Source organism: Pseudomonas sp. LBUM1661 (genome assembly GCF_059695925.1).
The window spans coordinates 3,755,868-3,769,248 of sequence record NZ_CP166794.1 but is presented as its reverse complement, the minus strand read 5'-3'; the positions used below and the strand labels follow the sequence as shown (position 1 = coordinate 3,769,248).

At 59.8% G+C, this 13,381-nt stretch carries 10 protein-coding genes; 5 read left to right on the top strand and 5 right to left on the bottom strand.

The features are described from left to right. The first annotated feature begins 37 nt into the window (after positions 1-37). Positions 38-226 carry a hypothetical protein gene (locus tag ACA057_RS17185; protein ID WP_059405111.1) on the top strand — a complete coding sequence of 63 codons (189 nt, stop codon included), beginning with the start codon at positions 38-40 and terminating at the stop codon, positions 224-226. A gap of 19 nt (positions 227-245) precedes the next feature. On the opposite strand, the gene ACA057_RS17180 is transcribed toward ACA057_RS17185, so the two are convergent. Next, the gene (locus ACA057_RS17180; RefSeq protein WP_497340704.1) at positions 246-620 is read right to left on the bottom strand and encodes a fe2+ zn2+ uptake regulation protein; all 375 of its coding nucleotides are present in this window, start codon (positions 618-620) and stop codon (positions 246-248) included. Between the two features lie 235 nt (positions 621-855). Here ACA057_RS17180 and pvdQ point away from each other — a divergent pair, with 235 nt between their 5' ends. After that, complete coding sequence (gene pvdQ, locus ACA057_RS17175; protein WP_497340702.1) at positions 856-3,168, top strand: bifunctional acylase PvdQ; 2,313 nt, start codon at positions 856-858, stop codon at positions 3,166-3,168. Between the two features lie 67 nt (positions 3,169-3,235). Here the strand turns inward: pvdQ and ACA057_RS17170 are convergent, their stop codons facing one another. Both ACA057_RS17170 and ACA057_RS17165 read right to left on the bottom strand, forming a co-directional pair. Beyond that, positions 3,236-4,237, bottom strand: a complete 1,002-nt coding sequence (locus tag ACA057_RS17170) for a FecR family protein (RefSeq protein WP_497340700.1) — start codon at positions 4,235-4,237, stop codon at positions 3,236-3,238. Positions 4,238-4,316: 79 nt separating this feature from the next. After that, on the bottom strand, positions 4,317-9,116 hold the full coding sequence (locus ACA057_RS17165) for a dermonecrotic toxin domain-containing protein (protein ID WP_497340698.1): 4,800 nt from the start codon (positions 9,114-9,116) through the stop codon (positions 4,317-4,319). Positions 9,117-9,335: 219 nt separating this feature from the next. Between ACA057_RS17165 and ACA057_RS17160 the strand changes: the two genes are divergently transcribed. After that, positions 9,336-10,388 (top strand): Ldh family oxidoreductase, encoded by a 1,053-nt coding sequence (locus tag ACA057_RS17160; RefSeq protein WP_497340696.1) that lies wholly within the window; start codon positions 9,336-9,338, stop codon positions 10,386-10,388. A gap of 140 nt (positions 10,389-10,528) precedes the next feature. Here the strand turns inward: ACA057_RS17160 and ACA057_RS17155 are convergent, their stop codons facing one another. Further along, positions 10,529-10,846 (bottom strand): ElaB/YgaM/YqjD family protein, encoded by a 318-nt coding sequence (locus ACA057_RS17155; RefSeq protein WP_401353089.1) that lies wholly within the window; start codon positions 10,844-10,846, stop codon positions 10,529-10,531. Positions 10,847-11,011: 165 nt separating this feature from the next. On the opposite strand from ACA057_RS17155, the gene ACA057_RS17150 reads away from it, so the two are divergent. Beyond that, on the top strand, positions 11,012-11,263 hold the full coding sequence (locus tag ACA057_RS17150; protein ID WP_059405118.1) for a hypothetical protein: 252 nt from the start codon (positions 11,012-11,014) through the stop codon (positions 11,261-11,263). 71 nt (positions 11,264-11,334) lie between these two features. On the opposite strand, the gene ACA057_RS17145 is transcribed toward ACA057_RS17150, so the two are convergent. Next, positions 11,335-12,249, bottom strand: a complete 915-nt coding sequence (locus tag ACA057_RS17145; RefSeq protein ID WP_497340693.1) for a LysR family transcriptional regulator — start codon at positions 12,247-12,249, stop codon at positions 11,335-11,337. 86 nt (positions 12,250-12,335) lie between these two features. Between ACA057_RS17145 and ACA057_RS17140 the strand changes: the two genes are divergently transcribed. After that, the gene (locus ACA057_RS17140; RefSeq protein WP_497340691.1) at positions 12,336-13,259 is read left to right on the top strand and encodes a carbon-nitrogen hydrolase family protein; all 924 of its coding nucleotides are present in this window, start codon (positions 12,336-12,338) and stop codon (positions 13,257-13,259) included. Positions 13,260-13,381 lie beyond the last annotated feature (122 nt).

The window sequence follows — 13,381 nt, the reverse complement described above, 5'->3', positions numbered from 1 at the left end:
AATTTTTTTAGTTCAAGCTCACAGTCAGGAAATGGCAATGACCCAGTCGCAACGTTTGAAATACTCGATTCTGATCTCCCTGGTGGTGCTGGGGATCATGTTTGGCCTTTCCTATTTGCAGAACACCGGCGTTATCAGCGAAAAGCTGTTCCAGTACATCGCCATTGGTGTGGCGGTGATCGTGGTGGTGGTCAATGGCGTGATGCGCCGCAAGGTCAAGCCCTGAGCGACGCGTCGGGGGCGGGTTACTCGCCGTGGAGAGCGGCGAGCGCCTGTGGGTGCAGGCTGTAGCTTTTGTCCGGATTGAGGACAATCACGCCTTCGATGCACAAGCGTTTCAACACTTCGCGCACACTCAGAAAAGACAGGGGAATGTCCAGGTCCAGCAAGTACGTGTGGACGCCGCGAACCCCCAGGCTGCGCTCGCTCTCGGCGGCGGAGAGCAAGGCGTCGATGACTTTCAGGCGAATCAGACTGGTGCGCAGGCCAAAGCGCTTGAGCAGGAATCTGATCCGGTCGTTGCCGTGACGCTCGGTGCGTTGATTATTGAAGACGCCGGAGCCCATGGAGGTGCCCGTTGGCGCAGTGCTACCGTCCGTTGGCAGTTGCGAGTTGTACATGCAAAAACTCCTTTTCAGAGCCTGAACAGGAAAAAATGGGTGCTCTCAATCAATAAGACGGATGAGCTACGCAAATAATGAAGGCTCAAATGTAGAAATTTTGTCGACGCCACGTTATCAAGCCGTCAGAGACCGCCAATTCCCCTAATTTTTTGTCGTTTGCTTCGTTCCTAGAAGTGACCTCAATGCCCCTGCAGGGGCATTGGGGATCTTCGTCTTTCGATCAGGAGCGAGCGTGATTATTTCCAGGCAGTTAACCAGGTTGAGCCTTGCCGGTGTGTTGGTGGGCTTGAGTCTTGCGGCAAACGCGCGCAGCCAGCCGGAGCAGGCGACTGCCGACATCCGCCGCACCAGTTTCGGCGTGCCGCACATTCGTGCCGAGAACGAGCGCGGACTCGGCTACGGAATTGGCTACGCCTACGCGCAAGACAACCTGTGCCTGCTGGCCAACGAGATCATCACGGTCAACGGTGAACGTTCGCGGTACTTCGGCCCGAATCAGTTCACGGTCGAAGAGCGCGAGAATCAGGTCAGCGATGTGTTTTTCAACTGGCTGAACACCCCGCAAGCCGTCTCCGCTTTCTGGCAGGCGCAAACCCCGGAAGTCCGTCAACTCATCGAAGGCTACGTGGCGGGCTTCAACCGCTCACTGACGGAACGTCGAGCCGAGGGATTGCCGCCGCAATGCCAGGGCGCCTGGGTGCGCGAGATCACGTCTCAGGATCTGGTCAAGTTGACCCGGCGCCTTTTGGTTGAAGGCGGCATAGGGCAGTTTGCCGAAGCGCTGGCCGGCGCCACCCCACCCAAGGCCGTCGCGGAAAAAACCGCGGCCCCGGCGTCGTTCCAGGTGGCCGCTTCGCGCCTGCAGCGTTTTGCCCTGGATCGTGGCAGTAACGCGGTTGCCGTCGGCAGCGAGCGCTCCTTCAACGGTCGCGGCATGTTGCTGGCCAACCCGCATTTTCCGTGGGTGGGCGGCATGCGTTTTTATCAGATGCACCTGACCATTCCCGGCAAGCTGGACGTGATGGGCGCGGCGCTGCCCGGTCTGCCAATGATCAACATCGGTTTCAACCAGCACCTGGCCTGGACCCACACCGTGGACTCGTCCAAGCATTTCACCTTGTATCGCCTGCAACTCGATCCCAAGGATTCGACCCGCTACCTGCTCGACGGCAAGTCCTTGCCGATGAAAAAACAGACCGTGACGGTTAACGTGAAACAAGCGGATGGCCAGAGCAAAGCGGTTAGCCATGTGGTCTACAGTTCGCAATTCGGCCCGATCGTGCAGTGGCCCGGCAAGCTCGACTGGGACAACCAGTTCGCTTACAGCTTGCGCGATGCCAATCTGGAAAACGACCGGGTGCTGCAGCAGTGGTACGCGATGAACCGGGCTGTCAGCCTCAAGGAATTGCAGGCCTCGGTGCACACGATCCAGGGCATCCCGTGGGTCAACACCCTGGCGGCGGACGATCAAGGCCAGACGCTGTACATGAACCTTTCGGTGGTGCCGAACGTCAGCGCCGACAAACTCGCCCAGTGCAGCGACCCGCGAGCCGGGTTGCAGATGATCGTGCTCGACGGCTCCAACAGTGCCTGCGCCTGGGACATCGATCCGCAGGCGGCGCAAAAAGGAATCTATGCGTCAGACCAGTTGCCGCAACTGTCGCGCAAGGACTTCGTGCAGCACTCCAACGACTCGGCGTGGATGGCCAACCCGGCGCAACCGCTGACCGGATTTTCACCGCTGATCAGCCAAGACAGCCAGCCATTGGGTTTGCGCTCGCGTTTTGCACTGGATCGCCTGAGTACGCTGAACAAGGCCGGCCCGATTGCGGCGACAGATTTGCAACACATGGTGATGGACGACCAGGTGTATCAAGCCACCCAAGTGATGCCGGATCTGCTGCAATTCTGCGCGGCCGAACTGGGCGCCGATGCGCCAACGCTCACCCCGCTGTGTGCCAGTCTCAAGGCCTGGGATCGCAGTGCGAACCTGGACAGCGGTTTGGGGTTTGTGCATTTTCAGAACGTCATGGAATCACTGCAATCAGCACCGGATGTGTGGCGAGTCGGCTTCGATCCGAAAGACCCGCAACACACGCCGCGTGGCCTGGCGGTCGATCGCCCGGAAGTCGCCAAGGCGGTTCGGGAAGCGATGCTGGCGTCGGTCGAGCAGGCCAACAAAAGGGGGCTCAAGGCGGATAGCCGCTGGGGCGATATTCAGGTGGTCAGCAGTGGCGGTGAACAGACGCCAATTCACGGCGGGCCGGGCACGCTGGGGGTGTATAACGCGATTCAGAGCGTGCCCGGAACCGACGGCAAACTTGAAGTCGTCAGTGGCACCAGCTACTTGCAGGTCGTGACCTTCGACGACAAGGGACCGCACGCCCAGGGGCTGTTGGCGTTCTCGCTGTCCAGTGACCCGGCCTCGAAACATTCGCGAGACCAGACGCTGGCGTTTTCGAAGAAGCAGTTGAGTGTGTTGCCATTCACTGAACAGCAGATCACGTCCGATCCGCAGTACCAGACGCGGACGATCCGCGAGTAGGAGCTCGCTCCTAGAGAGATCGGCATTACGCACGGATGAAGGCCGCAACCCATAAGGGGCGCGGCCTTCAGCTTTTTGGGGCTTTCTGCGGAATGGAGTTGAGGACCGGGTTGCCGTCCTTGTTGCGGGTCAGGTACACCGGCAATACCTTGGGCAGGGACGACACCAGACTGTTGAGCTCTTTGATGTTGTAGATGCCGCCAATGCGGATCGAACCGGTGCTGTTGTCGGCAACCATCAGCGGTTTGTTCAGGTAACGATTGATCAGTGGCAGCGCTTCGGTCAGCGCCAAATCATCCAGTACCAGTTTGCCGCTACGCCAGGCCAATGCGTTGTCATGGTCATAGGTCTGACTGATCCGAGGAATCAAGTCGCCGTGGCCGTAGCTCGCCTGCATCGCAGGCCCGAGACGCAAACCATCCCCCGGAAGGTCATCATTGCTGGTGACCAGCACCGAACCTTCAATCAGGTTCACTTTCACTTGATCTTCATACATCCAGACGTTGAATTGAGTCCCGGTGACCCGAATCCGGCCTTCGGCCGCCTTGACGACGAAAGGGTGGCGGGTGTCGTGGCTGACGCTGAAGAAGGCTTCGCCTTTTTCCAGCGTGACCCGACGTTGATCCTTGTAGTTGCTGAACGTCAGCTCGGAACCGAGGTTCAGTTCCACCTCGCTGCCATCACTCAGCGTGACGTGGCGGACATTGCCGGTCGCCTCGAAGTATTGATATGAATTGGGCAACCAGCCCAGGTTCCAGCCGCTATACGCCGCCAGTGGCAACGCCAGGGCACACACCGCGGCCGCGATGCCGAAGGTGCGCCAAGGCATTTGTGGCTTGAGGCGAGTCACCGGCACGGCGGCCTCGGGGTGCGGCAGATCACCGGCCACATCCCAGATCTCCAGCATGGCCTCGTACTCGAACGCGTGAAGCGGATGAGCGTCACGCCACTGTTCGAACTTCAGCCGTTCTTCAACGGTGCAGTCAGTGGCGTGCAGACGCATGCACCAGTGCGCTGCGGCATCGGTGATGGCGTCATATTGGGCTTGCGAGAGAGGGTTGTCGGTCATTGACTCATCCTGATTTCGTGCATTCTAACCTTGAGGGGAAGTCTGCGAGAACAGTCGTCATGGCAATTACCCATCAAAGTTAAGCAATTTTCACTTCAGAACCCTGAAAAGCAGGCATCGGATCCAGTTGTCGTCCCATTTCACAAATCAAAAATGCAATTGAATCGGCATTGCGCAAAATGATATCCACCCGCGTGTCAGGGTTCTGTCGGTTGAAAAAAGCGTCGCGCGCGGCCTCCATGGTCTTGGCGCCAGCGATTTTCAGGACTTCCTTACCCACGTGAGTGGCCCCCGGAATCGAATCAAGACTGATCCATGATTGCAGCGTGTTGTTCCAGCGGGCGAACAATTCCTCCCTGGGTGTCGCCAGGGACAAGGCTTCTCGCTGGAAAACCAGTTGGGTTTGCTTCAGGGCTTGGCCATAACCGGTGATTGGCGCAACGAGATCACTGAAGGGGCGCCTGGCTTCAAGTGACGCCACGTCCACCGTTTTCGAAAACAGATGAGAAAATTCGTGTATCAACGTGGCGGCCTGACTATGCCCGTCGACATTGAACGGTTCAGTCAGACAGGACTTGTACCAATCGAGTTGCTGATCGAAAAATTTCTCGGTGAAATGCACAGTCTTCCGGGAGTCCTGCTCCACCACGAACGCGATCAAATCGGCATGCGCGTGTTTGTTTGAGCCGACGACAAAGCGTTCGGTATTCATCAAATCTTCGTCGGGATCAACCAGCGCCGTACAGATGGGAACGATGGCCTGTTTGATTTTATCCAGAAGGACGCTATCAACATTGTCGACATCAAAAAAGCCTTTGAGGAAGGTATCCAGCCGCGTGCCGGGGACGCGGTGCCTGAGCTGCGCCATGTTGTGCAAACTGTTGAGCGCGTAATAGCGAGCCATGTCGATGGCCTGCACGATCATGCGCGCTTTTTCCGGGTGGTTGGCGCGGATGGCTTGCATGCCCCGCGCTTCGATATTCAGTACCTGGCTGACCTCGTAGCTGGTCGCGTATTGATTGTGCATTTTCGACAGGGCTTTGCCGTAATGCACGGTATGCACGTCCGGATCGATCACCAGTTGCCGCGTCGGCGTTGTCTGCAGTGAAGGCCCGGCCTGTTCGGCATCGCGGATCTGCCAGACAGCACCGGGTTTGTCGACGCGGTAGACCTTTCCTGCAATGGGCGCGTACTGGTGTTTGCTGACCGGGTCGAGGTAAGTGCCATCGGCCGGTTTTTTTTTCAGATCCTTCAAGGCCACGGTCGGTGCTTCGAGCGGCTGCAAGGCCGTACGCTGCGGCGCTGTCGGCTTTATAGCCGACCATTTCGGCTCGACCACGGCGCTCTCGACAGGGGCCGTTTCGGCCGCCACCGGCTCGGTCGCCGCCGAGGCCTCCAGCGACAAGCGTCCCACGGCCACCATTTGCACGGCACCGGCAATAAACGCCTGCAAGGCCCGTTTCCAGTGGTGGTCCTGCAGCGCTTCGGCGGAGTCTTCGAAGTCTTTGAAGCTTTGCCACAAAAACAGTCCATAGGCGAGTTTGCCCGGCAACAGGCTCCCGACCATTTTGATGCCGGAGGTGAACAGATTTTTAGCGGCCTCCCAGTCTGCCTGGCCGGTGGTTTTGGACTGACTGCCGAGCATCCGCGCCAGAAGGGCAGTGTTGTCGCTGAACAACCGGACAAGCAGGTTTCCATCGATGGGGAAGAGGCTGAGCGTGATCTCGCTCAGTTGCCCGACAGTGGACTTGAAGAGGTTGTTGAACGTCGATTGCTGATTCTCGGGCAAACGCCGAATAATCAGGTCCTGGAGCGCCCCGGGCACGTTGATCGCCGCGACAACGCTGGCCTCGTTGTTGAATTCCGTGAACACCGAACCGGCGTGGTACGGCGCATACAGGATTTGCGGCCCGTCGTGCCCGGCGCCGGGGCCGATCAGGTACAAACCGAGGGTTTTCACCGCAGCGGCACCGGCTGTCTTGATCAATTCCAGCGGACGGACGATGGCATGCGCGCCTTGCACGGCCGCCCGGGCCATCGCGTCCGGCATGTCCAGCACTTGCTGGATCAGGTCGAAAGCGCCGGCGGAAAGACGTTGCTGCAGTTTCAACGCATGGGCATGTTGCAGTAATTGCCACGGCAGTTGCTGCACAAAGCGCCGCGTGCGACTGTCAGCGTCGGCACCGGCCTGGGTCAACTTATCCGTCACCAACTTGGCGTAGTCACTCTGGATGTTCAGTGATTGCAAAAGCTGTTGGACGGCCTCCTGGTTCAGACGCTCAGGCAGGGTTTGGGTGGTGGTCGACGCAATCGTGAACCCTGTGCCCTGGGCAATGTTGACGTGGTTGAGGGCAAACTCGGTCAGGGTCCGGGAAGGCCCGGCCAAGGCCAGGTTGGGAATGATTTCGATGTGGTCGGGGTCAAGCCGCGCCCCGGGAAATCGGCTGTTGAGCAGTGATTCCAATCGGTCATGGACGAAGGACGCCAGCGTTTGGATGTCGTGCAGGTAGTCTTTGTCGTCCGTCACGTTGTTGCGGTATTGCTCAAGCAATTCAAGGTGCAACTGCTGCTCTTCGACAGGAGCCATGCCGAGCCAGGCGGGCAGGGACTGCTGTCGGGCGATCGCTTTCGAGATCAGCGTGGCCCTGCGCAAGTTGGTATCGATGACCGTCTTCGCCTGTTCTTTCAGCGCCTTGTGCTTTTTTGCATCGGTCAGGTCCTGCGAGCGTAAGTGTTCGCTGGCCGCCAAAAAATGCTCGATAGATGTCTGCGAAAGGTGGTGAAGGACGTTGCCCTCGATCAGTCGCAACGCATTGAGCGAGTAGCGCTGGTGGAATTTGCGCTGGGTGGGGCTGAGGTTTTCCAGGAGTGCCAGGCGCTTGCGCGGATCAAGCAGGCGCCGGTTCAGTTCCAGTTTCGCGGCGCTGATCGAATCAAAGACTTCCAGCCCCCATGCGGGCGTCCACAGGACGGCACGTCCGGAATTCCCGGCGTCGATTCCGCCGCGCTCGGTCAACACCAGGCAATTGGCCAAGGGCAGTACATTCCTTTGGCCGGAACACTCAAGGACCAGCGAATAGGCGTCAGGCCGGAAACCATTGAGCGCAAGACGGCTGTTCCGATCCGGCTTGTCCGGGTTGAGCACCGTATCGACAATCGCCTGATCGGCGCTGCGTAACGAGGCGTCGAGCACCCGCAGGCTGGCTTCCCCGCGTATCCCGACGGACAGCGCATGAGCCAGTTGCGGTTTCATCTTCTCCAGGTAGACCCGTTGCAGGGCCAGCGAAACGACAGGTTGGGCCGCGAAATCGGCGCTGATCAGTGACTCGACATCGTTGAAGGTTTTCGCAAAGGCCGCTGCGGTGTCCGCCCGCACGATGGAAGGTTGTTGATTGCCCGTCAGCACCGGTCTCGTACTCCAGCGCCCTTGGGCATCCAGCGGCAGCAAGCGTTCGCTGATCATGCTGCGGATATCCAGCGCCTTGTCGAATAACGCATGGAGGTTGACGGCACCGTCACTGTGACAAAACACCTGAAGCGCGTGATCAATGTTGTGCAGTTGTTTGCTGATAATCGATTCGAACAACGTTGTAAAAATCGAACCGGCAATCACTCCACCGGTGACATGCGGCTGATCGAAACCGATGAAGCGGTTACGTTCCTCCAGGCTCAGGAGGCCGTACAGCTCATCCTCATGACCGGCCGCGCTGAATTTACTCAGCAAGGTCTGTTTCAGGTCCGAATAGTCCTTCAATACCTGTAACCCCAGCGTCGGCGTGTACAGAAAGGCGTTGGCGTGACTGATCATCAGGGAGCCCGCGAGCTCGACAAAATTGGCCTCGTGCTCCCAAAGCCGCACGGTCTCATGTGTGATCGACCGGGCCGCGTGGGGCGTTGGCTCGATCAACCCGTGCAGCGCCTGGCTTTGTTCCGCGCTGATGATGTCGGCCTCGCGGTTGAGCAACAGATTGGCTCGGGCCATTTCACGCAGGGCCCGGCTGACAAAATCGCGCCGTGACGCGCCATCGGCACTCGCCGTGTTCCAGAAGCTCTGCAGTTGCGCGCTCAGCAGACTGGCGAGTTTGCCGGACACGCCGATGACTGCGTTTTCCCAGCGTTGCCCGTCGCCGTCGGCGGGACGTTGCTTGGGATGGGAAAACTCAAGGCGCTGCCCGGTCGGCCAGCGCCGGTGACGGTAGTGCAGCAGTACGGCATCACTCAGGGACATGGCATTGATCCAGCGCTGCCCGGCGTAAACATTGACCAGGGTCTGGCGTTGATCCAGCCCGGCAAAGACCGGCGACAGCGCCTCATCCAGCGCCTGGTCGAGTAGCGACGTGAGCGTCGGCAGCTTGAGCAATTCGTCGAGCAGCGCCTGGTGGTTGCTTTGCTGTCCATTGTTAATGACCGCGCGCTGGTCATCGAACACATCGCCTTCAATGACTTCAAAGGTGACTTGAACGCGGGTGGCCGCCGCCAGCGTTTTTCGCTGAGCCAACGCCATGAGCGCCAGCAAGTCGTCGTCTTCGGTCGCACGGTTCAGTCGGCTTTTCAGGTGTTCGGACAAGGCTGCGCGGCTGTCGAATTTCTGGATGCCGCCGTACGGCGTGTAGAGAATCTCACCGTGGTCATCCGGGGTTGCGCTGAGCACGAAGCTGCCGGCCAACGGGATCGGGGCCAGGTTGCCTGTGCTGACCAGGATTTTTTCGGCGAGCATCGGCGGGCGCTGTTGGCTGCGCAACGTCTGGCTGGCCAGTTGCAGATGACTGAACCATTCAAAATCCTTTTGCGTGAGCCCGTGGGTGTTGCCAAGGTCGCTCCACAGGCCGGGTTGCTGGAACACTTGGGGGAAAAACAAGGGAGCAGGAGAGGTGGGCATCGTCGAGTCTCGTTCAGGGCGCCGCGATGTGCGCCTGTGGTTGGAGACTCGAGACTAAAAGTCGCTGCCGTGTCGCAGGTGGTAGATAGTTAACACATGCGCTGTCGGTGTTCGTGTAGGTGGGCGCTATCGAAGGGTTGACAGGTCACTCGCCGCGCGTTGTTAATCGTTCGTCTTCGTACGCTGTTGCCCCCTCCAATAATTAGTCTGGAGCTTCAGATGTCTGCGCCACACGATCATGTGTCTACTGTTGTCTCGCAAAACCTGTCCCTCGATGAGCTGACAGCCTTGCTTGAGAAGATATTCCTGCGCCACGGCACCTCGGCCGATGTCGCGCGGGTGCTGGCCGAAAACTGCGCCGGTGCCGAGCGCGATGGCGCGCACAGCCATGGCGTGTTCCGTATGCCGGGTTACGTGTCGACGCTCAAGAGCGGCTGGGTCAACGGCCAGGCAGTGCCGGTGGTCGAGGACGTGGCCTCGGGTTTTGTCCGGGTCGACGCCGGTAACGGTTTTGCCCAGCCAGCCCTCGCGGCGGCCCGCGCCTTGTTGGTGGAAAAGGCCCGCAGTGCCGGCATTGCGGTGCTGGCGATCCGTAACTCACACCATTTCGCCGCGTTGTGGCCGGATGTCGAACCTTTCGCCTATGAAGGGCTGGTGGCGCTGAGCGTGGTCAACAGCATGACCTGCGTGGTGCCGCACGGTGCCGATCGCCCGCTGTTCGGGACCAACCCGATTGCCTTCGCCGCCCCGCGCGCCGATGGCGAGCCGATTGTCTTCGACCTGGCGACCAGCGCCATTGCCCATGGCGACGTGCAGATCGCCGCACGCAAGGGCGAACGCTTGTCGCCGGGCATGGGCGTCGACAGCCTCGGCCAGCCGACGCAAGACCCGAAAGCCATTCTTGAGGGCGGCGCATTGCTGCCGTTCGGCGGGCACAAGGGCTCGGCGCTGTCGATGATGGTTGAACTGTTGGCGGCGGCGTTGACGGGGGGGAATTTTTCTTTCGAGTTCGACTGGTCCAACCATCCCGGTGCGAAAACGCCGTGGACTGGTCAGTTGCTGATCGTGATCGATCCGAGCAAGGCGGCCGGGCAGAATTTTGCCGAGCGCAGTCAGGAACTGGTGCGGCAGATGCATGGCGTGGGGCTGAAGCGGTTGCCGGGTGATCGACGCCACCATCAGCGCGCCAGGACGAACGCGGACGGCATCCAGCTCGATGCGCAGACTCTGGGCGAATTGCAGGCGCTGGCAGGACAATTGTCGGGCAGTTAATGCAATAAATGTGGGAGCGGGCTTGCCCGCGAAGGCGGTGTGTCAGGCAACATTAGTGTCGCCTGATGCTCCCTCTTCGCGGGCAAGCCCGCTCCCACAGGTTTTGTACGTCAATTGCAATTGTGGTTTTTTCGCGGTGCTTAACGACGGGCCAGCAGCAACCCCACTACCAAACCGAAACCGGCGGAGACGGCCACGGTTTGCCATGGATGACCACCGATGTAGGTTTCCGTGGCTTCGACCGCGGGCAAGGTCCGGTCTCGAACGCTGGTGACCGAGTCCCGGGCCTGTTGGAGTTTCTGGGCGATTTGCCCACGAAGCGTCTCCGCTTCCTCACCGACCAGTGAAGCACTGCTCTTGAGCAGTTTTTCCGACTCTTCGATCAACGACTGAAGTTCGCTGAACGCTTGATCCTTGATTTGATCCGAGGCGGTTTGCGCGGCGGTTTTCCGGGCCATTGAAGTACTCCTTGCAGGTGAATGGACAGTGAACAATGGAGTCCGGCGCGGGTGAAAAAGTTGCAGCGAATTTGCGCGGGGACTCGATCCTGATGAAAAATCCAACGCAGGACATTTCCGCCTACAGTGTAAGATGTCGCCTATTTTACGCAGCAGGTAATTCCCATGAGCTTCAATCTGGCCGACAAACCCCTCGCCGAGCGCGCTGCGCTGGAAGATGAGAAATCCCGTCTGTTCGATCTTTGGCAAACCAACCTGGGCAAATCCAAGGGCGAGGCCGCACGCTTGTTCGGCGAACGCGCCAAGCGCAAAGGCAAATGGGCCGAATGGGTCCGTTCCGAGCTCGACGGTATGTCGCCGCCGGAATACGCCAACATGGTGCGCAGTGAAGTCAACCGCCTCATGGCCGCCAAGTAACACGATCCCTGTAGGAGCACGGCTTGCCGGCGAAGGCGTCCTCGAGATCGCCATCGCCAACACGCCGGTTCCTACGCGCTGGCAAAGCTCGCGACAATCGCCTCGCGCACTTTCACCACCACCGGATCGAGCTGCGTGCTGGTACGCCAGCCCAGTTCGATCGGGTAACGTGGCAGCACCAGCGGGCAGGGCAGCAGCGCCAGGCCGCAGAGCGCGGCGATGCTTTGGGCCGCATGAGCCGGAATGGTCGCCACCGCCTGACTGCCCTTGAGCAAATGCGGCAACGCGGCAAAGTGCGTGGTCGAGGCGCACACCCGCCGACTCAATCCCACTGCCGCCAATCCCTCATCGGTAATCCCGATAAAACCGCCCGACGACACCAGAATGTGTTCACGGGCGACGAACGCCTCAAGACTCAGCGTCTGCTGTCCCTCAGCGAGGCTCAGCGGATCCACCAGGCACAGATAACCGCCTTCACCCAGCACCTGACGGCTGAGTAAGCGTTCGGCAAAACCGCCAGCGGTAATCGCCAGGTCGATGCTGCGTTCCATCAACGCGTGGGCGACGATCTGGCTGTGGGTCTGACGGAAAATCAGCCGCAGCTTTGGTGCGCAGATCGCGATGTGCTCGATCAAACGCCGACCGTAGGCGATTTCAAAATCATCCGACATGCCCACGGTGACCGAGCGTCCGTCGTAATGATCCGCGGCCGGATCGACCATCGCCAGGCTCTGGCGGCATTTGTTCAGCGCATCGCTCACCACCGGTTTCAACTGATTGGCCTTGAGCGTCGGGGCAAGGCCACGGCCGGTGCGCACGAACAGCTGATCGCCATACACGTCGCGCAGCCGACGCAACGCGGCGCTCACCGCCGATTGTGTTACGCCCAGACGTAACGCGGCGCGGCTCGCACTGGATTCCTCGTGCAAGGCTTCGAAGACTTTCAGCAGGTTGAGGTCGACGGAGGCGATATTCATTTGATTCATATCATTTAGCAGTGAATCGGGCTTTATTGATGATCCCGTGGCGCCAGAGAATGAGCAACACCTCATTGCTTTTCGGAGTGACTGCCATGCCCAAGTCAATCGTTGCTGCACTGCAAATCGGCGCTCTACCGGGCGGTAAAGCCGAGACACTGGAACAGATTCTGTCGTATGAAAACGCCATTCTTGAGTCAGGCGCCGCGCTGGTGGTGATGCCTGAAGCGTTGCTCGGCGGGTATCCCAAAGGCGAGGGCTTCGGCACTCAACTGGGCTATCGACTGCCGGAAGGTCGTGAAGCCTTTGCCCGGTATTTTGCCAACGCCATTGACGTGCCCGGCGCGGAGACCGAAACCTTGGCCGGCTTGTCGTCCCGCACGGGGGCGAACCTGGTGATCGGCGTCATCGAGCGCGCCGGCAGCACGTTGTTCTGCACCGCGTTACACTTTGATCCGCAGGCCGGATTGGTGGCCAAGCACCGTAAACTGATGCCGACCGGCACTGAACGGCTGATCTGGGGCAAGGGCGATGGTTCGACGCTGCCGGTGATCGACAGTCAGGTCGGGAAGATCGGCGCGGTGATCTGCTGGGAAAACATGATGCCGCTGCTGCGCACCGCGATGTACGCCAAAGGCGTGGAGGTCTGGTGCGCGCCGACGGTGGACGAGCGCGAGATGTGGCAGGTCAGCATGCGCCATATCGCCCATGAAGGCCGCTGCTTCGTGGTCAGCGCCTGTCAGGTGCAGGACTCACCGCACGCCTTGGGCGTGGAGATCGCCAACTGGCCAGCGGACCGACCCTTGATTGCAGGCGGCAGCATCATCGTCGGGCCGATGGGTGACATTCTGGCGGGACCGCTACGTGACCGCGCCGGTTTACTCACCGCGCAAATCGACACCGACGACCTGGTCCGCGCCCGTTACGACTACGACGTGGTCGGTCACTATGCACGCCCGGATGTGTTCGAGTTGACAGTGGATGAACGCGCCAAACCCGGCGTGCGCTTCAACACATAACCCCTGTGGGAGCGGGCTTGCCCGCGAAGAGGCCGGCACATTCAACCTCAATGTCGACCGGCGGACCGCTTTCGCGAGCAAGCCCGCTCCCACATTTGAATGGTGTCGGACGCGAGAACATT